The 23516-nt window shown below is 37.2% G+C and carries 22 protein-coding genes and 1 tRNA gene; 18 read left to right on the forward strand and 5 right to left on the reverse strand.

Going from position 1 to position 23516, the window contains the following annotated elements; genetic code table 11:
- Nucleotides 1-34: 34 nt before the first annotated feature.
- The 3 genes from Q8P68_05390 to Q8P68_05400 all read right to left on the reverse strand — a co-directional run bounded on the left by Q8P68_05390 (nucleotide 35) and on the right by Q8P68_05400 (nucleotide 4196).
- A tRNA-Met gene (locus tag Q8P68_05390) sits at nucleotides 35-109 on the reverse strand.
- A 107-nt stretch (nucleotides 110-216) separates the two neighbouring features.
- A complete protein-coding gene (locus Q8P68_05395; GenBank protein MDP4008595.1) occupies nucleotides 217-1437 on the reverse strand; it encodes an LCP family protein in 1221 nt (406 codons plus the stop codon).
- Nucleotides 1438-1439: 2 nt separating this feature from the next.
- Nucleotides 1440-4196: a type IV secretion system DNA-binding domain-containing protein gene (locus tag Q8P68_05400; protein ID MDP4008596.1), complete on the reverse strand. Its 2757-nt coding sequence runs from the start codon at nucleotides 4194-4196 to the stop codon at nucleotides 1440-1442.
- 181 nt (nucleotides 4197-4377) lie between these two features.
- Here Q8P68_05400 and Q8P68_05405 point away from each other — a divergent pair, with 181 nt between their 5' ends.
- The 14 genes from Q8P68_05405 to Q8P68_05470 all read left to right on the forward strand — a co-directional run bounded on the left by Q8P68_05405 (nucleotide 4378) and on the right by Q8P68_05470 (nucleotide 17621).
- Nucleotides 4378-4653: a hypothetical protein gene (locus tag Q8P68_05405; protein MDP4008597.1), complete on the forward strand. Its 276-nt coding sequence runs from the start codon at nucleotides 4378-4380 to the stop codon at nucleotides 4651-4653.
- A gap of 19 nt (nucleotides 4654-4672) precedes the next feature.
- Entirely contained in the window at nucleotides 4673-4849 is a 177-nt protein-coding gene (locus tag Q8P68_05410; protein MDP4008598.1) for a Flp family type IVb pilin, read from the forward strand.
- A 12-nt stretch (nucleotides 4850-4861) separates the two neighbouring features.
- Nucleotides 4862-5257 carry a pilus assembly protein gene (locus Q8P68_05415; GenBank protein MDP4008599.1) on the forward strand — a complete coding sequence of 132 codons (396 nt, stop codon included), beginning with the start codon at nucleotides 4862-4864 and terminating at the stop codon, nucleotides 5255-5257.
- Complete coding sequence (locus Q8P68_05420; GenBank protein ID MDP4008600.1) at nucleotides 5247-5753, forward strand: Tad domain-containing protein; 507 nt, start codon at nucleotides 5247-5249, stop codon at nucleotides 5751-5753. Before Q8P68_05415 ends, Q8P68_05420 begins: the two co-directional genes overlap by 11 nt.
- Complete coding sequence (locus Q8P68_05425) at nucleotides 5753-6439, forward strand: hypothetical protein (protein ID MDP4008601.1); 687 nt, start codon at nucleotides 5753-5755, stop codon at nucleotides 6437-6439. The genes Q8P68_05420 and Q8P68_05425 overlap by 1 nt, the downstream gene beginning before the upstream one ends.
- 2 nt (nucleotides 6440-6441) lie before the next feature.
- Nucleotides 6442-7161 (forward strand): AAA family ATPase, encoded by a 720-nt coding sequence (locus tag Q8P68_05430; GenBank protein ID MDP4008602.1) that lies wholly within the window; start codon nucleotides 6442-6444, stop codon nucleotides 7159-7161.
- Nucleotides 7161-8390, forward strand: a complete 1230-nt coding sequence (locus Q8P68_05435) for a CpaF family protein (GenBank protein MDP4008603.1) — start codon at nucleotides 7161-7163, stop codon at nucleotides 8388-8390. The genes Q8P68_05430 and Q8P68_05435 overlap by 1 nt, the downstream gene beginning before the upstream one ends.
- The gene (locus Q8P68_05440) at nucleotides 8371-9084 is read left to right on the forward strand and encodes a type II secretion system F family protein (GenBank protein MDP4008604.1); all 714 of its coding nucleotides are present in this window, start codon (nucleotides 8371-8373) and stop codon (nucleotides 9082-9084) included. The genes Q8P68_05435 and Q8P68_05440 overlap by 20 nt, the downstream gene beginning before the upstream one ends.
- Entirely contained in the window at nucleotides 9085-9840 is a 756-nt protein-coding gene (locus Q8P68_05445; GenBank protein ID MDP4008605.1) for a type II secretion system F family protein, read from the forward strand.
- 107 nt (nucleotides 9841-9947) lie between these two features.
- A complete protein-coding gene (locus Q8P68_05450; GenBank protein MDP4008606.1) occupies nucleotides 9948-12659 on the forward strand; it encodes a hypothetical protein in 2712 nt (903 codons plus the stop codon).
- A 14-nt stretch (nucleotides 12660-12673) separates the two neighbouring features.
- The gene (locus Q8P68_05455; GenBank protein ID MDP4008607.1) at nucleotides 12674-13189 is read left to right on the forward strand and encodes a hypothetical protein; all 516 of its coding nucleotides are present in this window, start codon (nucleotides 12674-12676) and stop codon (nucleotides 13187-13189) included.
- A gap of 13 nt (nucleotides 13190-13202) precedes the next feature.
- A complete protein-coding gene (locus Q8P68_05460) occupies nucleotides 13203-13832 on the forward strand; it encodes an RlmE family RNA methyltransferase (GenBank protein ID MDP4008608.1) in 630 nt (209 codons plus the stop codon).
- Between the two features lie 42 nt (nucleotides 13833-13874).
- Nucleotides 13875-15257 carry a class II fumarate hydratase gene (gene fumC, locus Q8P68_05465; protein MDP4008609.1) on the forward strand — a complete coding sequence of 461 codons (1383 nt, stop codon included), beginning with the start codon at nucleotides 13875-13877 and terminating at the stop codon, nucleotides 15255-15257.
- Between the two features lie 129 nt (nucleotides 15258-15386).
- Nucleotides 15387-17621: a hypothetical protein gene (locus Q8P68_05470; protein ID MDP4008610.1), complete on the forward strand. Its 2235-nt coding sequence runs from the start codon at nucleotides 15387-15389 to the stop codon at nucleotides 17619-17621.
- 7 nt (nucleotides 17622-17628) lie between these two features.
- Here Q8P68_05470 and Q8P68_05475 read toward each other — a convergent pair whose 3' ends face one another.
- Together Q8P68_05475 and Q8P68_05480 are read right to left on the reverse strand one after the other, a co-directional pair.
- The gene (locus Q8P68_05475) at nucleotides 17629-18462 is read right to left on the reverse strand and encodes a TatD family hydrolase (GenBank protein MDP4008611.1); all 834 of its coding nucleotides are present in this window, start codon (nucleotides 18460-18462) and stop codon (nucleotides 17629-17631) included.
- A gap of 96 nt (nucleotides 18463-18558) precedes the next feature.
- On the reverse strand, nucleotides 18559-18987 hold the full coding sequence (locus Q8P68_05480; GenBank protein MDP4008612.1) for a hypothetical protein: 429 nt from the start codon (nucleotides 18985-18987) through the stop codon (nucleotides 18559-18561).
- Nucleotides 18988-19482: 495 nt separating this feature from the next.
- On the opposite strand from Q8P68_05480, the gene aroF reads away from it, so the two are divergent.
- From aroF to Q8P68_05500, 4 genes are read left to right on the forward strand one after another with little or no spacing between them, the layout of a single operon-like run.
- Nucleotides 19483-20541, forward strand: coding sequence for a 3-deoxy-7-phosphoheptulonate synthase (gene aroF, locus Q8P68_05485; protein ID MDP4008613.1), 1059 nt, complete (start codon nucleotides 19483-19485; stop codon nucleotides 20539-20541).
- Between the two features lie 41 nt (nucleotides 20542-20582).
- Nucleotides 20583-21629: a 3-dehydroquinate synthase gene (gene aroB, locus Q8P68_05490; protein MDP4008614.1), complete on the forward strand. Its 1047-nt coding sequence runs from the start codon at nucleotides 20583-20585 to the stop codon at nucleotides 21627-21629.
- An 8-nt stretch (nucleotides 21630-21637) separates the two neighbouring features.
- Nucleotides 21638-22960, forward strand: a complete 1323-nt coding sequence (gene aroA / locus Q8P68_05495) for a 3-phosphoshikimate 1-carboxyvinyltransferase (GenBank protein MDP4008615.1) — start codon at nucleotides 21638-21640, stop codon at nucleotides 22958-22960.
- A gap of 2 nt (nucleotides 22961-22962) precedes the next feature.
- A complete protein-coding gene (locus Q8P68_05500; protein MDP4008616.1) occupies nucleotides 22963-23508 on the forward strand; it encodes a shikimate kinase in 546 nt (181 codons plus the stop codon).
- Nucleotides 23509-23516: the final 8 nt, after the last annotated feature.

A 23516-nucleotide genomic window follows, 5' to 3' on the forward strand; every position in this document is an offset into this window, starting at 1 on the left:
AGGCCCCGCATACGGGGCCTTTTTGATATCTAAATGGTTGCGGAGACAGGATTCGAACCTGTGACCTCCGGGTTATGAGCCCGACGAGCTGCCACTGCTCCACTCCGCGTTAAAAGAAGGCTCACGCACTCTACTTAAGAAACCTCTCTAAGTCAAATTTTTTAGCCTTGAATTGCTGTAAATGATGTAAAAGCCATATTGGCGCAGTAAAAATATTTACTCCACAACCAATTCAAATACATAGCTTTTGATCTGGTCGTAATTACCGGAATTTGGAAGGAGAATATAGGCTCCGCTGACGTTAATCATGCTGTACAAATAATTTGAACTAGTAAGGACATTATTTCTTTCTATCTCATAGTTTTTAAACATTTTTGCATAAGCAAGTGTAGAGAAAATATCCAAATCTGTGTGAACATATTCTTTGAGAGTATTGTACATTTCAATAGCCTTTGTTTTGTCATCAGCAATCTTTAATTCTTTAGCTTTACGATACAACGCCTCTATAACTTGCTGCTGGCGTTTAGCACGATCAAAGTCAGAAGTTGATTTACGACTACGCGCGTACTTTTCGGCCGCGTCTCCATCCATATGATGCTGACCGGCAGCAATACTGAATACCTGATATCCTTTATTTGCAGTAGGATATTGATAATCTGCCAAATCTTTTTCTACATATATATCAACGCCTCCAATAGTATCAATAATCTTCGGAAATGATTTTAAATCAACCGCTATATATTCGCTTATTTTCAAACCAAGTATATCCTCCAAAGCCCGCTCCAAACGCTCAACTCCATGATGAGTATATATCGCATTTATCTTACGTCCATTTACATAAAGATCTCTAGGTACTGATATAAGAGTGATTTTTTGAGTACTGGGGTTTACAGAGGCTACCATGATAGTATCAGTTAGCCCTGAATTAGAACCTACTATCAATATATTAACCATGTCTTCCGGATACTGAAGAACGATCTGCCCATCCTTCTGAGTAGCGGATTTTACTAAAGATTGATTTTGGAATTTTTTACTTAAAGCCTCAATATCAACTTTTATTTGAGAAGCTTCATCTGAATCCAATTCACTAATTCTATCGCTAAGGTTTTCAAGTGAAGCCTGAACAGAAGCAAGCTCTGTCTGAGTTTTTTTAAGTTCCATATATACGTCTGTATTTTCACCACGAACATCACCCATTTCATTATAGATTGAATCCATTTTGACAGTGCTTGTCTGAAAAGATGAGGCATGACTATTAAATGTAAGCCAAGCCCCAACTGTTACTACTAGAAGTGTAAACATAGTCACAAGAATACTTATTTTCAACTGAACAGTGCCGGAGGAATCAAGATTCAATGAATCATTTGGCACGTACGACATTAGTCGATTACGTTGTTCTAACAAATCTTTATCCAAATTTTCATCATTATAATTCATAATTATTTGTTATCTTGTGCAGCATCATTAGTATCTGCATCTTTAGTAATATTAGAATCATCTTTTTTATCATCTTCAGGCTTCTTTATAGCTGATGCAGCCATTGCCCCGATTGCACCAAGCATACCTCCGGCAGGGTCACCATTGGCACCCTCGGGCGCTTTGGACTCAGACCCGGGAGGTTTTCCCAGTTCGCCGAGTACAGCGGCGCTATCGTCATTTAAATCAATACCTATACGAGCTGCAATTTCTTGATCAACGAATTCCTTTTTACGACCATACTTCATACGCGAATACTGTTTAACTATTTCCGCAATCTTTGCATTCTTACCGGTAGTATCCCAAATTGTCTGCAATGAGAATGGCCTTGTTGGACTATTATCTATACTGAGCTTAATATAAGCCTTATACTTAGCGATTCCAATGATGTCTTGCTGTGAAAGCACCGGAGAATATTCTTTCTCCAAATACTCACCATCCTCAGCACCAACTTTGAAAGATACTATAGTACCGGCATTACCAAAAACGGCATCTCGAATTTTCGTACTGGAATTACCAAATTTGGAAACAGTCAGCTGCCCTATATACTGATGAGCCATAATTAATGCCAAGTGATATTTACGAGCCTCAGAAAGAATTTCACAAAATGAATCTGTAGCGAAATTTTGGAACTCATCCACATATAAATAGAAATCTTTACGCTCATCCTCCGGAATATCAGCTCTAGACATAGCAGCCATCTGAATACGTGCCACAACAATAAGTCCGAGTAGCTGCGTATTCAAATCCCCTATCTTACCTTTTGACAGATTAATAAGTAGAATTTTCTTATTATCCATCACATCTCTAAAATTAAATGCAGACTTAGTTTGACCAATCGTATCACGCATAATCGAATTCGTAATAAACGGTCCAAACTTTGAACTGAAGTATGGAATCATTTCCTGACGTTCACGATCTGCAGTATGTGCATACTCATGTACCCAGAAGGATTTAACTACTGGATTTTTAACCTTTGAAACCTTGTATCTCATAAAATCATCATCCGTGAACATACGTGGTACATCTATAAGGGTAGCACCCTCCTCCTTGTCTTCCATCAAAGTCAAACATGCATTACGGAAATAATGCTGAATACGAGGTCCGAATATCTCATCACCAAACAGCTTTATAAATATCTCTGTCGCCTGACTGGATACAAGGTCCATCTCCTCGGGGGTATCAGCTTCAAGAATATTAAGTCCCATAGGACGATCCATATCGGATGGATTGAAAACAATAACATCCTTTGCACGCTCCTTTGGAATATAATGCAAAACATCCTCAATCAAATCACCATGAGGGTCAACCACACAGACTCCATCACCATTCGCTATATCCTGACGAGCCATATAACTCAAAAGCGCAGATTTACCTGAACCGGATTTACCAATGATATATTGATGACGAGTACGATCATTTTTCATTATACGTACTTCATGTTTCTCCCCCCTAAAGACATTATAACCAAGGACAACCCCTTCTGTAGGCAAATTCGTAGGGGCCGGAAGAATAGAGTAAGATAACCACTTAATCGTTGGAGTATAATTGTATTTGGTCGAAGGGAAATGATACATAGAAGCCAACTCTTCCGGCACCATAAGAGAAACCTTATTGAAAAACTTACGAAGACGCAGCTTATAACCATGCAATATAAGTGGTGTGCTCACAAAATCTAATGGAAGGAGAGAGCGCCTATTTTGAAAATAATTCATCTCCGGCTCATTGAAAAGATTGAACGCCACGACCAAGTTATTTAAAATATCCTCTGTTCTATTCTTCGTCTTAGATGACGCAACTACACGTATTGTAGTATCAAAACCTACTTGAAGCGCTTTTTCACCAACCTTCTTCGCGACCTCCTCACGTGACTGCAACATACGCACATAACTATCTCCGGAGTCGGCGCCGGGAGCATTTGTTTTAACTTGATCCGCACCAAGTACGGCACCTACTAGAATAGAATTGAGGAAACCTATAACGGGTATTTTGGACCAAAAAGATTTGCTCCCCTGCCCTTTGAACATCATCTCACCTTTTTTCTCAGCCTTCTTTCCCCAACCCTTCGCAAGAGCATTCACTATAATTTGCACAGAGGCAAATTCATCCTCTTGAAGTTTGGAGAACACATTCGTAAGATCATTCAAAGCGTCATTTTCAAGCGTCTTGTAAGTACGAATTGGCAAATGATCTTCACCCTTAGTATACAAATAATAACCTTTTGTACTATCCCCCTCATTTCCAACCTTATAATCATCCTCATAAGTAATCTCCGCATCCGGGTAATATGAAGTAATTTGTTTTTCAACAAGCGTTTTAAAATACTTATACGTCACCACATAAAAATATAATTCTTTATTTTGCAGCACTAACTCAAATGAAACCGAATCATGATTAAAAATATATGATTTAAGTTGATTCCACAGATTAAGCTCACGAATTTCATGTATATTACGAAAAAACTGCTCCATCACAGCAATCTTCTCTTTGAAATCTTTTTCAGTCTCTTTCTCTTTATCAAGCTTCGAGTCCTTCCTTGGCAAAATAACCTTCATGTAAACAGTGTCGTTGCGATGAAACCTCGTATACCAATATTCAAGTGAACGGAATATCCATTTTGGTAAAAGCCAAGCTGAAATTAAAATCGCAATGAAAATCACAGGATGAGTCAGAATAAAACTCCACAGAGCTGTACCAATTGTTAGAAGTGTCTCTTTCAAAGTAATAACTTATTAAATCTGTAAATTTTACCATTTTTTTAATATTTTTTCAATTATGTAGGCTTGACGCGCCAACGAGGAAAATGGCTCCAGTGGCCAACATACCAAGTCGATGTGGCGGAGCGACACGTTCACGGCAAATGTCAAGCCGTCTTATTTCACAAAAAAAACACACCATTATATGATTCGGTACACAATGGGACCAACAAAACACATTATTGCAGATACGTTTTTAAGTCGACTCCTTGGGATAAAAAACTTGAAAAATCCTAAAAAAGGGCAGACAATAACTTTCCCTAAGTGTAGAGCCGTTCATACATTCGGCATAAAACACAGGCTCGCTATCGTATTCCAAGATAAAGATGGAAATGAATTAAAAAGAATAAATGAACTAAAACCTTGGCGGATCGCAATAGGCCCAAAAAAAACAACAACTACAATAGAGATAATTCTCTAATTATATAACCCCTCCTAATATGAAACTACAACTTTGCACACTATATCTTCGCCTTATGGATAAAAAGGCACAAGCTATGTCTGAATACGCACTTATCCTTGCATTGATTGCCGTAATCGCTGTCGTAACAGTCACTCTACTTGGTACAACTCTAAGAACGACATTCCAAAACATTGTAGATTCATTTGGTTCGTAGTAGACAAAACCCATGTTTAAACTCATCATAAATAAACGAGGGCAAGCCTTGGTAGAGTTTGCTGTGATTTTCCCATTGATCATCATTCTACTTTTTGGAATCTATGAAATTGGGATCGCCCTTTCCGCACAACAAACCATAACCTATGCTGCAAGAGAAGGAGCCAGGGTTGGCGCACTTACAAACGAGAACTCTCAAATAGAGGGTGCTATACAAGCTGCCACAGAGTTTATAGATGAGAGTAATAGTCGAATTACTATCCAAATCATCCCGGAATCCGAAGCCACTCGAAACAGAGGAGATGAATTAACAATTCGAATTGAATATACTATGCCACTACTTATTTTAAATATAATATCAAACGATATTACCTTAACCTCTCAAGCAACTGCAAGAATTGAAATCTAAAAATGCAAATGCACTAACTATTGCAATCGTTATGATTCCGGCCGTACTTATTCTCACCGGTTTGGTCATAGATGGAGGCATGGTTTTCGTAAAAAAAGCAAAACTTCAATCAATAGCCGATAACGCCGCTAATGCCGGAGCGTCAATGGTAGGAGATGAAATAGTGGATATAGTAAATGCAAAACTGGCCGCCGACCCAGAATTTGAAGTGCCAGAAAATATACTCGATGCATTAGACGATACAGATAGAGATCAACTTGCCGCAAGCTCAGGCCCAAAAAGCAAAGCATCCGAATACATAACCTTAAACAATTCCAATAACTTTAACCTAAATCAAGAAGATATTGTATTCCCATACAATTATTCACCTGGAGACTCCAATATATCAATTAAAATTGACTTAGGTACTATACATGAACTATATTTCACCTCTATGCTTGGAATTCAAAACCAACAAGTCACTGCTGAGTCAATAGCTCTAATCGGTATTAAATAATGGAATATAAAGAATTACAAAAAAAGTTAAAGGCGGCGGCCCCAAAAACAACCTTAAGTTGGGAGCAGTATTTCAAGAAGCGTAAGAAAAAACGAAAAATAATATTACTAATCACCCTTGTGATATTTTTCATATGGCTGATCATCCATAATGCAAAAACTGAATACAACGCAGAACTGATAAGCGTCATCGTAAGTAATAACGAATTAGCAAAAGCCTCCCAAATTATCGACTCAAACCTCGCTACTGATGAATTCACGAGAGACCAACTCCCAAGTGATTACTATACAAACAAAGATGAATTGATAGGGCTATATGCAATACAAACAATACCAGGCCATGCAATTATCACACCAGAGGATGTGAAAAGATTTATAAAAGCCGATTCCATGGCAATAGAACTCAACGAAAATGAAGTGGCATTTACTATAGATGGGAAATGGCTGGAAAGTAAACTCCCACAGTTAATCAAAGGAGATCGCCTCAGCGTACTCGTCAGCAACCCGAAAAGAGGAATTGATGATACGGTATTTATAGTAGAATCAGTCGAGGTCATTGATTTCGTAAGGGACGAGAGAAACAGTTCTTCAAATTATATAACAATAAAAGTAACGAGCGATGAAAGTCGAAATCTGTTATATGCAAAATCACAAAGCCTTGCAATAACTATAGTTCTCACACAATAAACATGAACAATACCCAATCCCACAAACAGATTATCGCATTCACCTCAGCCAAAGGCGGGACTGGTCAAACATTGATAGCAAGCAATATGGCCTATTTGGCATCCAAAAGAACTAACACCCTATTCATTCAACTGACAAGATATCCTGATGCACACACATTTTTTGACATAGATAATGAAAAAAACTTCACGCATGTGATAAATTTCTTAGAAAACAAAGAAGACGTCATCAAAACCTACCAAGCTCTTACTTACAGAAAAAACAACCTCTCGATTTTACTTTCACCAAGCAATACAAAGGAGTTAAGTGACCTAAGCGGTGAACGAATATCAGAGATTATAAGGACGGCTGCTATGATCTATGGAAATATCATAATAGATCTAAGCAATGATTTCCAGGAGAGAGATGCTGTACTATATAGCGCAACTCAAATTATTATCACTTCAAACCTAGATCCACAAAGCATAGTGAAAACAAATCAATTGACTGAAGAGTTGGAACGCAAATTACCGCAAACTCAAAAACAATTGATCATAAATCAAACCCCAGCATCGATAAGCAAAAAGGATTTCCAAAGTTATTTCAAGAAAGAGGTCGCGTACACACTACCATTTGACAATGAAGGCGCCTGGGACAATATAGCGTTTTCAACTCCATATGTAGACAGACCATCCAAATTATCAAAAAAAACAGAAACAATATTGGATAAAATTTTATCTTAATGATTACTTCTGAACAAACAATTCATGAAATAGAGGAGGCTTTACACAAAAAGCTTTTTCATTCTATAAAAAAGTCCGAATCATTCAATAAATTTGAGCTGGAAAAAGAGGCTATGAAGTTAATCGAAGAAGGTAACTACATCCTACCGACTTCAATTAAAAAGATAATAGTAACGAATATCATAAATAAAATCACCGGACTTGGGCCACTTGAAGTTCTGATGCAAGACAGTACAGTCACTGAAGTTATGGTCAATGGAAAAGATGATATCTTCGTAGAACAAAACGGCAAACTACAAAAAACCGACATAAAATTCCAATCAGATGAAAGCCTACTGCAAGTAATTAATAGAATCGTAAGTAGAATTGGTCGTCGAATAGATGAATCAAGCCCACTAGTTGATGCACGCCTACCTGACGGATCACGTGTGAATGCAATCATACCTCCATTAAGCCTCACTGGGCCGATTTTAACTATTCGAAAATTTCCGGAAAAATCTATTGAAATCGCAGACCTGCTAAAATTCAATTCACTCTCAGACAAAATGGCTGAATTCCTATATTACTGCATTCTTTCAAAGCAAAACATGATTATATCCGGTGGAACCGGATCCGGTAAAACAAGCCTACTCAATGTGTGCGCGAACTTAATACCAAAGGACCAAAGAGTAATAACTATAGAAGATGCCGCCGAAATAAAACTAGACTTACCTCACTTGATTCGTCTGGAAAGCAAAGCTGCAAATATGGAAGGTAAAGGATCAATAGCCATCCGTACCTTACTCAAAAATGCCCTGCGAATGCGCCCGGACAGAATTATAGTTGGTGAAATCAGAGGTGCAGAGGCGATAGATATGCTGCAAGCGATGAACACTGGACATGATGGTTCGCTCACTACAGTCCATGCAAATGCACCACGTGAAGCGCTAATCAGAACTGAAACGATGGTATTGATGGCAAACCTAGACTTACCTTTGCCTGCTATTAGAAATCAAATTATAAGCAGTATAGATATAATCATACAACAAGAGCGTGACGTCGAAGGTAAAAGACGAATTACACACATAAGTGAAATAGACAAAAACTTCAATTCGACTGAATACAAAGTCAATGATATATTTGTCTATTCAAGAGAAACCATGACCCATGTTCCGACTGGCTTCATACCGAAAATGATAAAAAAATTCAAAGACTATAATATAGACGTAAATGAAGATTTCTTTAAATAAAATTTATTCTTACAAATATTTTCTTCTGATATGTGAATTCTTGATCTTCATACTTTGCATGCTTATTGGAATTAAGTTTTTATTCTCATTTTTCATTGCAGTAAGTCCGATGGCCTTCATATATATAGTACAAAAATTCGCCGAAATAAAAAGAAAGCGCCGCTTTAGCGAACAAATACCGGAAACCGTACGTGCCATTTCAAATGCAATGAAAGCAGGCTACTCATTTGAGCAAGCATTATCATTTGTATCCAGAGAATCTATAAGTCCAATCAAAGGATACCTAACCGAAACGGTAAGAGAGCTTGAATATAACTTTTCAACGGAAGAAGTCCTGAACAACCTAAAAAACAAAGCAAATAACTCGGATATAAACCTAGTAGTAGATGGTATCTTGATGCAATACAAAATCGGTGGCAACCTTATCGAAATGCTAGAAAACATCGCTGATGTCACTCGCGAAAGAGTAAAATTACAAAACGACTTAAAAACATTCACTGCACAAGGGCGGTTTTCAGGAATATTGGTATCGATGCTATTTCCATTATCATTATTTATGTTTTCTATAATAAGCCCAGAATACGTCGCTCCAATGTACGACACTATAACCGGACAATTCTTCTTGATACTAGCCGTATTGCTCGAAATCATAGGGTTTCGACTCATATGGAATATTACTCATATAAAATTATAAATGGATCAAAGTTTAATAAAATTCATTTACAAGATACCAAAGCTCCCATTCACTCAACCTGGATGGTTTGTCAAAAAATTTACAAATAAAGAGAAATTAAACAAACAACTTCACTTACTTGATGACATACAATTAAGTGATTTGGAAATAATGAGAATCAAACAATTCCTTTGTAATTTCACATTTATTTTTTTCTTTATATATATATTGGTAACCGGCCTATTTCTAAAAGGAATATTTTTAAATTTGGCCATGGATCTGACAATATGCTTTCTTCCTGAAACAATATTTACCAGAATTTTAAGATTAAAAAATAGAAAAATAAAAAAGCAATTACCAGATTTCATAGATGCACTCACGATGGCAATAGAGTCCGGACTCAATTTCAACAACGCATTTGACTATGTAAGTAGCAAAACAAAGGGTGAGCTTGGAGAGGAGACAAGCAAAACTAAAGGTGAGATATCATTTGGTGTAAGCCAAGAGGAAGCTTTGCAAAATATGGCTGACAGAATATCTATTGATGATTTTACGAAATTCGTCAGTGCTATCAAGCAAGCAAAACAACTAGGTGTATCCATAGCGGAAACTCTAAAAATCCAATCTGATTTGATACGAACACGCCGCAAACAAAGGGCGCAAGAGTTGAGCCAAACAGCAGCAGTTAAAATATCGATACCATTGGTGTTCTGTATATTCCCTGCCCTGCTGATTATATACCTAATGCCTGGCATACTAAGATTATTTATGTCGTAATATGCAGAACTCAAAATGATACCAGTATTAGTCAACAAATAATATTTGTATTCACAAAAATTAAAACATAAATTGCGAATGTTTTACTTCTTACCTAACCCCTCTCTATGGCTAAGAAGATTGGAAAATTTAAAAAATTGCTTTTGCCGTTGTCAGCAGTGATAATAATATCACTATATACTGTCAATTATATTGCGTTTGCTGATTTCAGTACACCTATTTCTAGATCAACAACAAACAAAAAATATGATGAGGTAAATTTGAACAAAGGGAATATTGATAAAATCCAATTCTTTAAGATAGAAAAGAAAGCTGCGGCAGGACAGGATCCAAGTTCACTTATAGGCAAAAGCACTGAAAAACCAAAGCCAAAAACACCTTTTGCAGCTATTTTTGGTATCATAGGTGCAACGGCCATAGTCAAAAAAACCGCAGATATATTAAAAGATGAAATAACTTACAAAATACAAAATATTCCACGAACCATATATGAGAATGTAACCAAGAATGTCACAAAAATGGTGGAAACGACAAAGCAAGTATCCTCAACAGTATATGAAGCGGCAACTAGGACGGTTGACAAAGTTATAGAAGTTACCAAAAAAGTACCAGAGATTGTCTACAACACCGTGAAGGAAACAATAATCAAACCAGTCGTTGAAACCTACGATAAAATAGTAACTAAATTAAAACCTGTTACGGAATATGTGAAGCAAACATTTGAAAAAATAGTTCAGGTGCCGCGAACAATATACGATACCGTAACAAGATTAGTCGATAAGACTGTCGCAGTAGTAAAAACAGTACCATACACAGTCTACGAAACAGCAAAAAGAACTGTAAATAAAGTGGTTGAAATAACTAAACAAGTACCACGCACAATATATAAAACTGTTAAAGAAAAAGTTGTTCGGCCTGTTGTCGAAACGTACCAAGCGGCCATAACAAAATTCAAAAATGTAACTGAATATGTAAGTAAACGAATAAAAGAAAGTACTCAGGTAGCAAGAACTATATATGAGAATGTAACGCGATACGTGAACAAAACCGTCAAAGTAGTTAAACAAGTTCCTTACACTGTCTACGAAACCGTCAAACAAGTAGTCAATAGGGTCTCATATGTAACAAAATATATACCAAAAACCATATATAGCTGGATCAAGAGTGGATGGGGATGGCTTAAGAAAAAAGTAACTCAATACACAAAAGTAGTACAGAAAATAATAACACCTGTTGTAACTTATGTTAAACGTGCAATTACAAAATTCAAAAATGTAACTGAATATATAACTACAAAAGTAAAGCAAGTTATCAGCGTCCCACGAACCATCTACAAAACCGTTACAAACTACGTAAACAAATTAGTCCCAGTTGTAAAACAAGTGGCATATACAGTATATAAGAAAGCAAAACGTATTGTGGACAAAGTATTTACAGTTACAAAACAAATCCCACAAACTATCTACGAAACAGTCAAAGAAAAAATCATCACACCAATAGTTGAAACGTATCAACAGGCAGTGACGAAATTCAAACAAGTAACTGAATATGTAACAGAAAAAGTAAAACAAGTAATTCAGGTCCCAAAAACCATATACGAAAGTGTAGTAAAATTCACTGAGAAACTCGTACCTGTCATAAAACAAGTGGCGTACGATGTAACCGAAAAAGCGGAGAGAACAGTCAACAAAGCATTTGACATCACAAAACAAGTCGCAAGCACAATATACAAGAATGTAACAGAAAAAATAGTAACTCCTATAATCGAGACATACCAAAAAGCAATCACAAAGGTACAAGATATAAGACAGTTTATTGCTACAAAAGTCAAAGAAACCAGCCAAGTTGCAAAAACCATTTATGATAAGGTGAAAGTGCCGGTAAAAGTGGTCACTATAGCCGGGATTACAATAACAAACCCAGCTTTAGGTGTACTCATGATGCCTAAACAGACAAGGGAAGACATAGCGATTGGAACTGGAAAATGGGCTCTTGGACTAGTAGAAGTCTTAACAAGCCCTCAAACTCTCGTCACACTTTCAACGCTTGGAGAAAATGGAATAAAATTACTAGGACGTTTAATTATAACTTCATCTTCATTTATTCCAGACAAATATAATGAACAATTAATAAGTACATTTGGATTCAATAAAACAGAATTAAGCTCAGCTCAACGATTAATTCCATCTGACCTTCACGGCCCTATAAACCCTGACTGGGTAAAAGCTGACAACCCAACCCAACTCGCAACCATGCTTGGCCTTGATGTTACAACATTGATTATAGGAATAGGTGAAATATCTCTCGCATCAAAAGGAGCAAGGGTGGCGAAAGTTGCTGAAGCTACAAAAAACTCAGAAGGCATATTAAATTTAATAAAAAATCTTTTTTCTAAAGATGCTAAAATTTTAGATAGCGCTGAGGATGTAAGCCAAATAATTACAAAACCTGGGAAATACAAAAGCCTTTTATCAAATGATGAGGTTGGAAGGCTTTATAACTTACAAAAGACTAGTGACGGTAAAATACGGTACTTTGTTAACAATGAAAGACGCTCTATTAAAACAGTTGATTATATTTTACAAGACGGCAAATTGAAATTTGGAGAAAAACATTCATTCATATCAAAAGGAGGAAATGTTGATTATGCTGGGACTATGAACATCAGTAAAGATGGTAAATCAATAGAATCATGGGATAATATGTCAGGGCACTACAAACCTAATGCTAGTGATATTGAAGGGCAGAGTGCTGTGCGTGAAGCGTTCAAAGAACAATTTGGCCTTGAGTTACCTGAGTTTTCAAGAGTATCATTCTAAATAAATTATATACAATGAATTCAACAAAACAAAATTTAGATAAAGCCTTTATTCGCGCCTACATCAGAGTCGTAATTGCTAATAAAGAGCCTGAGCTATTAAGTACCGGTATGAATTATGAAGAGGAAGAGAAACTTATGGAAGATTTCCATGATGCCATATTAAATCTTTCAAATTCTGAAATGATACAACTTGCACATGATATTTTCGAGATAACATATGATGAATTTAAAGACTCTCCAGAAAAAGGAGCATTTGCATTATATATTCTTGATGTGATTTTAGGAGATCGTCCATCAATGAAACATTTTCAAAAAATAGGCATCCAACTACCCAAAGATAAAAGAAAGGTTATGGAATATTCAAGTAAAGAAGAAGAAGAGCTAAGACGAATAATCATGTTAATCAAAGATGATATACGGGAATTTGATTATTTTAGAATCGATAAGTTGATTCACATTATTACAGGAGAATCACCTAAGTTGATGAAGGCCATTTGGGCAAAATATGAAAATACACCTTCAGGATAAAATATAACACACTGTGCCAAAACCATTCAACCCTCAAGATAAATATTTTCACAAAGCAAAAAAAGAAGGCTATAAGGCTAGAAGTGCTTTTAAGTTAGAAGAAATTCAAGAACGACTCAAAATCCTAAAATCAGGGAATCTAGTTCTAGATCTAGGGGCTGCACCGGGGAGTTTTTTGCAATACACTTCAAAAGTCATCGGCGAGAATGGTGCTGCACTCGGCCTGGACTTACAAGAAATAGATTTAGAATTACCAAATGTACACACAGAAATATGCGATATTTATGAGGACAACAGTGTGGATGAGCTAATCAAAAAGTTTCTTGAGACAAAAGGCATTCATACGCCTGCAACAACAAAGTTTGATGTAGTACTCTCAGACCTCGCTCCCAAGACCTCCGGACAAAAAGATGTAGATCAATGGAGATCAGTTGAACTAAATCAACAAGTACTGGAAATCGCCGCAAGACATTTAAAAATCCATGGCAACTGCCTCATGAAAGTATTTCAGGGCGCGGACTTCGATGAATTCCTCAAAAACACCAAAAAACTTTTTAAACTCGTAAGAGTAGTTAAGCCAAAAGCAGTTAGAGATAGAAGTTTTGAGGTATACCTAGTTTGCCTTGATAAAAATTCTGCATAGATTATCCTCTAAAGGCAGAAATCACATAAACCATCTTTCAAAATGACGGAATTTAGAAAAGAATCAGACAGTTTCGGAGAGCTACAAGTACCAACAAATTCTTATTACGGAGCGCAGACCGCACGCTCTTTGATAAATTTCAAAATTGGAGATGAAAAACTTCCTCGTCCACTTGTACGTTCCCTCGGAATTGTAAAAAAAGCGGCAGCAATGACAAACAAAGACCTAGGAGTTCTAGACGAGGCGCTCGCTGATACAATAATGAAAGCTGCAGACGAAGTAATCGATCTAACTCTATACGATCATTTTCCACTAACAATTTGGCAAACAGGTTCAGGGACTCAGTCAAACATGAATGTAAATGAAGTAATTGCAAATCGTGCAATTGAAATGCTAGGTGGGGAAATCGGTTCTAAAACTCCGGTGCATCCAAATGATCATGTAAACAAAGGACAATCTACAAACGACACATTCCCATCTGCTATGCACATCTCAGCGGTCGAGCAAATTCATAATGAACTAATCCCAGCTCTTGAAGATCTATATGCAGCCTTAAAAGAAAAACAAGAAGAATTTAAAGATATTATAAAAATCGGACGAACTCACTGCCAAGATGCAACTCCACTTACACTCGGACAAGAATTTTCAGGCTATGTCACACAAGTAAAAAAAGGAGTCAAAAGGATAAAAGACACATTGCCAAATCTATACGAACTAGCGCAGGGTGGAACAGCGGTCGGCACTGGACTAAATACCGCGCATGGATTTGCAGAAAAATTTGCAAAAACCGTATCAGAATTAACAGGCCTTCCATTTATAACTGCAGAAAATAAATTCGAAGCACTAGCTGCACACGATGCGATTGTTGAGGCTAGTGGAGCTATGAATACACTAGCATGCAGCCTAATGAAAATAGCAAATGACCTTCGCCTACTCGGCTCCGGCCCTCGCTCTGGCCTCGGTGAAATCTCACTTCCGGAAAACGAACCGGGCTCATCAATCATGCCGGGAAAGATCAATCCAACCCAGTGCGAGGCCCTCACAATGGTCTGTGCACAAGTAATGGGGAACCACACAACTATCACAATGAGCGGGGCAACGGGACATTTCGAACTAAACGTATTCAAACCAGTCATGGCATACGCTGTACTCCAATCCATCCGCCTACTCGCAGACTGCACCGGAAGTTTCACTGAAAAATGCATAACCGGCATCAAAGCAAACAAAGACCGAATCAACCAATTGATGGAAGACTCACTAATGCTAGTAACCGCACTCAATCCACACATCGGCTACGACAACTCAACTAAAATCGCCAAATACGCTCACGAAAAAGGCATCTCCCTCCGCGACTCAGCCATCCAAAGCGGCCTACTCACAGAAGAGCAATTCACTGAGTGGGTACGTCCTGAAAATATGATTTAAACGAGAAAGCATTATGGTATAGCCATTAAGTGTTGACATTTTAAATTCTGCCATTACAATTTAGACAAACACGCCTTTTTGTGTTATAATTCCGTAACTAATATAGATTAGGAACTTTAATTAAAACTAATGGCAGAACTTGCAGAAAAACAATTAGAAGAAGATAGAATTCCATATGCAATGCATCAACCAACACTTCCTGATGGATACGAGCAAACTAGGCTAGCTATCACGGATGCACTGAGTGACCTAACCATCTCAGAAGTATCTTTACCATCAATAAAAATACAAAAATCGGAAAACAACCCTAATTCATGGGAAGATTGTTACATTGATGGGCCGGAGGATGGTGCGAAAATCATAGATTTCAAAAAAGCAGTTGAATACATTAATACAAAAAGAAAAATAGCTGACTTTAGCCCGGAGCTTCGGCTCGCATTGTCAAATAATCCATGTAAAACAGGGCCATTTGGCCTTGAAATGCAATCATTTCCAATAGGTCAAGGGAAGCAAAAAAAAATGATTCAAGATAATCTAATGTTTTTATTCAAACTGGGGATTATAGAGTCAGGATTTCCAAAAGGTAATGAAGAAACCCTAACGGAATTATCAAGAAAACTTATAAAACAATATAAAAAGAATTTAAGCATATTAATGAGGAACCATAAAGAAATTGAGACGCAAGATGGCAAATTCTCAGTTCAGGACATTATGACTAGATTCGCACGCGTAAAAATCCTAGATATCAATGATATGAATAATGAGAAAGTAAGTCTAGCAAAGCATACTCTTAATGAAGCTAGAACTGTTGCAAAAGAACAAATGCAGAATAATGATGATAGCCGGAGCGGAGATATCGATAGCAGGTCACCACGTATACCATTATCTTTCTTAAAAAGTGATAAGGAGGAAGTCGTAATTAAATTACTTGTACTTTTGGATTTATTAGGGGAAATCCAACTAGGTGAAATATCTGGAGCAAGCTTACTCAGTATCTTACAAATACTTAAATGGTCTAGTTACAAAGCGACAGAATTTTTAAATACAGGTGAAAGAATGATAAAAGACCTCCAACGTAAAATGCGAGAACCTGGTGATTTTGAAGACTATGACAAGGCTCATTTTTTGAAAAAACTCGAAATAATGAATTTCTACGAGTTACTTGCATTTACAATGAATCCAAAAAACTCTATAGACTGGCGTAACCAAGCTACTTTACGCGCCTACGCTATGCTGAAATTCATTAGGATTAGAACTAACCATGAATATAGGCATGTAGAAGAATCTGCAGATGTAATGGCCGAAGCTCGTGAATCATTTGATTTTGAAAAAGATGAAGAAGGAAACCCGGACTGGGCAAGTTTTACTTATTATGAAAATGCAAAAGGAGATCGTTCAACAATACAAAATGATGAATACACACTTGAAGTAAACGAGCGCGCAAGAATTTGGGAATCACCATTGTCAGATATAAGGTATGCGACCTTCTTCTTCGGTGAAAAACCGATCAAAGAAAAACTTTCAATTGCACTGAAAGCGCATATAAAAAATTCAGGAGGCGATCCAAAAAAACTCCTGGATTTAGTTAGAGATGGGATTGTTATGTATCCGATAGATGAGAATAGAAACATGTTACAAGCAAAAGAAGTAATTATGAAAGATAAATTGTACTTCATCTACTCATATTTAAAGGAAATAAAAATCGAGATACCAAAAACTGAGGAAATAAGAGGTGTTTCTCTATGCCAAAAAAATGGAGGAATGGATTTAAAAAATGTTGGAACTTGGCAAACTCACTCTGCACAAGAGATTTACGATTCATTACTTGGCAGAAAGCCATGCTTAGAAAAACCTGGGAATGCTACTATAGAAGACACTGAACTACGCGGCTTAAATGGTAATTCAAATCAACTATTTAGATGTATGAAATTATTATTACGCATGCCGGAACCACTCAGAACCGGCTGCGAGTTCCAAATATACGACCCAAAAGATTATTGTGAGATAATGTCCCCATCTTCACCGGCACATCATAAAATATATGAATACTTACGCTCACTCGAATTACATGGGAATTTTTATCCGGGACAATATTTCCCTGGAACGCAATTAAATGATCAAGCTCTAAGATTAAATATCGCATCAATGCATTTGATGTATATGTATGATAGAAGTCAAAATGAAGGTTACCAAAGACATGCGCAGTTATTAAAAGAAAAAATCGAACTATTAAATAAAGTCCGCCGAGATATTGAGAATGGCGAAAGAGGCGCCCACTGTGACGTAAACTTGGCTGTAAATGATGACCTATATGCTATAGCTAATATAAACAGACAAATTGAGGAATTAAATACTGCAGCATAACTAAATTTTAGAAAAACACCCTCTCAGCATTCTGAGCAGTCAACTCACCAATCTCTTCTACTGACACCCCACGAACTTTAGCGATCTCTTTGGCGGTTTCGAAAACAAAAGCAGGCTCGTTGTCCTGACCTCGTTTTGATTGTGGGCTCAAATATGGGCAATCTGTCTCGATAAGAAACATATCGGCTGGAGCAGCCAAAACAACTGCGCGAAGATATTCGTTTTTTGGATAAGTCACAATCCCTGAGAAAGAGGTCAAATACCCAGCCTCCCAAACCTTCTTTGCAAAATCTAAATTATAAGAAAAACAATGAAATATAGCTTTAACTATGCCTTCTTCTTGCAAAACATCAAAACACATCTGACCACATGGACCAACAGCACCAGGGTTTGGTTTGTTATCCATATCAATCTTTGAACTCACCATCCCCTTATCACGCGAATGAATGATTAGCGGTATATCTAGCTCCTTGGCCAATCTCGCCTGTTTTCGCAAAGCCTCAATCTGCTCTTCCTCAGAGAAAGTCATATGATAATAATCAAGGCCGGTCTCTCCTATTGCAACGGCTTCACATGAAATAACCCTTTCATGACACCACGCAAGGAAATCATCCGTCAACTCGTTGACTGATGTCGGATGAACACCAACTGTCGCATAAAAATTATCGTATTCTTTTGCAAACTTAACAGCTCTTTCACTCGAATCCTTCGCACAACCAACCAAAATCATTTTACCCCCACCTACTCTTTTATAATTTTCAATAACCTCCTCTCGCCGATCGTCAAACAAATCAAAATTAATATGTGAATGTGTATCTATAAGCCGAATATCTTGAGACATAGGTGGGTTATAATAAATATGATTACAATTGCATTGTAGCCTAACTTTTGATATCATCAAGTTAGACGCTTGTGAAGCGAAAGCTTCTGACGGAAATCATCTGTCGACAGGTGTCTTTTTTAGTTCCAAATCAGCAAACTTTCTAGTAACAAAATTTGGGATAACACTATAAAAATGTTTTTTACCCATACCAACCTGCCTAATAACAACTTTCAACTTTTTACCTCTTATTATCGCAATAAAACCCCAAAACAAAACGACTTTATCATTATGCCTAATAAGAGTTTGTCTTGCTTCGTATTCTTGTAAAGTACCAGAATAACGCAAAATTTCTTCAACAGAACGCAAATACCTAAAGCGAACCATTTGCTGATCTTTATCACGTTGAATATGCCCACGCTTATAAAGAATGTGATACCAAGACTGTAACGGGAAACTTATCTTATCTTTTAAATAAGGACAATACACACTCTTAAGTGCAGAATAATAATTCCTAGCCTCCTGTTTTCTAGTCTCATATTTCATATATTTTAGATTAAAATAAAAAAAACACTACCACACAAAATTAAAAATTCTCTAAAAAATGGAAGAGGTTATTTTTAATGTTTTTTTATTATTCATTTAAAATTACTTCCAATATGAAAATAATTGGTATAGAATATTAGAGTAATCATCATCTTATATGGAACAAAAGAACTTTCTACAAGCTGTGCAAAATTTCTTCCGATTTTTCTTTGGGTTCTTTTATTATGCACCAGTAAAAGTGAGGAAGGATGATCGCTATCGCAGATAAAGCGACTTAAGACAAAAGACTTAAACACACTTCCTCACAAAAAAGGAAGTTTTTTTTATTTAATAAATAATTCATAACCAAAAAAACTATGAAAAAGAATTTAATCTCGCGCATCGAATCACTGACTGTTAAGATACCGCAGGTAAGAAAAAACAGACATTTACCCTATCTTGCCTAAAAAACTGACCCAGCATACAAATAAACCAAAACTTTTAACTACAACAAATATGATTATCGTAATGAAAGGCAACGCTCCTCAGAGTCAATCCGACTACATAATGGAAAAAATATTAGAGGTCGGTCTAAAACCGGTACCACTATACGGGACTGAACGAACTGTAATAGCAATTATCGGAGATGAAAGAATTTTAGATATCAATCACATAAAAGCTTTCCCGGGGGTTAGCAATGTAATGGCGGTTTTACAACCATTCAAATTAGCAAGTATAGAAACGAAAAGCGAACCTACTATTGTAAAAGTAGGGAAAGTGGAAATAGGTGGAGGCACTATCGCTATGATAGCCGGCCCATGTGCGGTTGAATCGTTTGAGCAGGTGGATGCAGCCGCAAAAGCCGTTAAGTCCGCGGGTGCGAATATACTACGCGGAGGAGCGTTCAAACCTCGTACTTCTCCATACGGATTCCAAGGGCTCGGCGAGGAAGGTTTAAAAATTTTAAGAGAAATAGGGGATAAATACGATATGCCGGTAATCACTGAAGTACTTGATCCGCGAGACGTCCCTATGGTTTGTAAATACGCAGATATTTTGCAAATAGGTACGCGAAATATGCAAAACTTCCGCTTACTCGAAGAGGTTGGTAAATCACAGAAGCCGGTTATGCTAAAGCGCGGTATGTCAGCAACAGTAAAAGAATGGATCCTAGCCGCAGAGTACATTTTGCAAGAAGGAAATCCGAATGTAATTCTATGTGAAAGAGGGATTCGTACATTTGAAGATTCAACTCGCAATACAATCGCTATAGATGCGGTGCCTCTTGTAAAAGAATTAACACATCTGCCTGTGATAGTAGATCCAAGTCATGGGACAGGTAGGCCGTCACTCATCCCTGCGATGAGTAAGGCGGCGATAGCGGCTGGTGCAGACGGACTCATAATAGATGTTCACTGTAACCCGGAAACTGCTATGTGCGACGGAGCACAAGCCTTGAGGCCGGAACAATTTGAAATAGTAATGGAAGGGCTCGCACCAATTGCCGTAGCTATAGGGAAACGCCTAGCAAACTCTGATATAAAATGTGAACTTAAATGCGTGCACAAAAAATAAAAATACGCTATAAATTGAAACGATAAGTTAAAAGTAATACTATGCCAACTATCACTCTCATACCGGAGGAAAATAAACGCAAAGATTACAAAATACGTATTGGCAAAGGCATAATTAAGCAAATCCCAAAGTATTTAAAAAAACTGCATTATTCAAAATATGTGATAGTTACAGACATGACCGTCCGTAAACTATATGGAATAAAGCTACAAAAAGCATTAATAGAAAATGATCTTGATGTAGAACTTCTATCGTTTTTATCTGGGGAGAAAAGTAAAAATCTCAAAACTATAGAAACATTACTCGATAAAATGCTTGGTCTTGGATGCGACAGAAATACTTGCATACTTGCTCTCGGAGGTGGGGTCGTTGGCGACATCGCAGGATTCCTCGCTTCAACATTTATGCGTGGCATAAATTTCATACAAATACCAACTACACTACTCTCAATGGCAGATTCATCGATAGGGGGTAAAACCGGTGTAAATACAAAATCAGGCAAAAACCTAATAGGTGCATTTCATCAACCGGTAACTGTTTTTGTTGATATAGAAACATTAAGCACTCTGCCGGAAAATGAGCTAAAAAATGGTTATGCAGAAATTATAAAAATGGCTACTATAAGGAACAAATCCCTATTTAAATTTTTAGAAAAAAATAATGACAAAATTCTGAAAAAAGACATGAGGAAGCTCAAAAAAACAATTGAATTATCCATAAGAATAAAAGCGGATATCGTCTCAAGGGACACTAAGGAGGCCGGGATAAGAATGATACTCAACTACGGACACACATATGGTCACGCAATCGAAAAAATAAGCAAATACAGTATCCTACATGGGTATGCTGTTTCTATCGGGATGTGCGGAATTAACTCAATTGCAGTTGAAAACAAATGGATGAAACAAAGTCATGCCGCGAGGATAGAGGCACTCCTAACCAAAGCTGGGCTTCCAACAAAGCTACCAAAGAAAATTTCAGCAAGTTCATTAAATAAATGTATAAAATCAGATAAAAAACGAGTAAACGACATCCAAAGTTACGTAATAGTTCCAAAAATCGGCACTGCCGCAATAGTTGAAATGTAAAACAAACCATGGAAAAACTTCAAATGCATCCCATCGACAAAAATAAGATCCCTAAACATTTTGAGATAGCCGTTCCAGGATCAAAAAGTTATGCGAACAGAGCTCTTCTTACAGCCGCTCTTGCCTGCGGCAAGAGCGTCCTAACAAACATGCTTATCAGCGATGACACAGAAGTTATGATACAAGCTCTAAAAGAACTTGGAATCAAAATAATTCAAAAAGGTACGACGATAACGGTACATGGAGGATGCGGGAAATTTAAAAAACCAAACGGTAAACTGTATTTCGAAAACGCAGGCACGGCAATACGTTTTATGGCAGCAGCACTAGCAATGCAAGATTTTGAATGTATAATCACTGGAAATCCACGCATGAAAAATCGCCCAATCAAAGACCTCGTAAATGCCCTCCGGTCCGGCGGAGCTAAAATAGAATACCTAGGAACAGAAGACTATCCACCACTTTTGATCAAAGGCGGATTTAAAGGCGGTAAAATCAAAGTACCGGGTGAAATCAGTTCACAATTTGTCTCAAGCCTACTGCTCATAAGTCCATACACAGAAAAGCTCACCGATGTCATGATAGAAGGTGTCCTAGCCTCAAAGCCATATGTCGATATGACACTCAAAGTCATGAAAGATTTCGGCGTCAGCCAAGGTAAACGCAATGGATATCAAAGATTTATCATAAACAACAAAGCAACTTACCATGGCACGAACTATGAAATAGAGGCTGACGCCTCTTCTGCCAGCTACTTTTTTGCACTAGCAGCTCTACACGGAACTGAAGTCACTGTAACCAATGCGAAATATAAATCCGCACAAGGTGACATAAAACTCGTAAACCTTCTCGAGAAATCAGGCTGCCAAATTAAAAAAGGAGAAACACAAGGTATAACTGTCAAAGGCCCGGAAAAACTAGATGATCTAAAATCCATAGGAGACATAAACATGAATACTATGCCTGACGTTGCACTAACCATGGCAATAGTTGCCACATTCTCAAAAGGCCGTACTAGACTCAAAAACATCCCAAATTTACGTGTAAAAGAATCTGATCGTATACTCGCTATGACGCAGGAATTGAACAAAGTTAACTGCAAAGCACGTCAAATGCTAGATGGAATAGAGGTGAAAGGTCATCCTCACAAATATCATGGAGCTGAAATAGAAACATACGATGATCACCGTATCGCAATGTGCTTCGGCATACTCGGAACAGTAGTCCCCGGAATAACAATTCTAAATCCGGATTGCGTAAGCAAAACATATCCTGATTTCTGGAAAGATTTAGAAAAATTCAACGTCAAAACCGAACTTATAAAAGACTAAAAATGAACATAGTTTTGATAGGAATGAGGGGGTCCGGTAAAACTGATATTGGGCAAAAAATCGCAGAGATTTTATCGTACAATTTTTTTGATCTAGATGGTGTGATAACCACAGCTTTGAACAAAAATATTACTCAGATAGTAAAGGAGGAAGGCTGGCCCCACTTTCGCGAGCAAGAGGCCAAAATTTGCAAGTCGATTAGTCAAGAAAACAATGCGATAATCTCAACTGGAGGCGGAATAATTCTAAATGAAAAAAATATCGAAAATTTAAAGAAGAATGGACTCATAATTTTACTCAACTGCGACGTTGATGTTCTAAAAAATAGACTCAAAAAAGATAAGAAAAACAATCAAGATCGACCTACATTAATCGACAAAAATCCGGAAGATGAAATAAATAAAATCTGGTTAGAAAGAAAGGAAAAATACTTCAATTCAGCCGATATTGTATTTGACGTATCAGGGGAATCATTGGATAGGCACGCTGACATACAAGCGAAAGCAGAGCGGATTATCGCTCTAGTAAAAGAGAAAATAGCAATCTGACACCTCTG

The sequence above is a fragment of the Candidatus Peregrinibacteria bacterium genome, from assembly GCA_030700255.1.
Taxonomy (GTDB): Bacteria; Patescibacteriota; Gracilibacteria; order UBA1369; family JABINC01; genus JABINC01.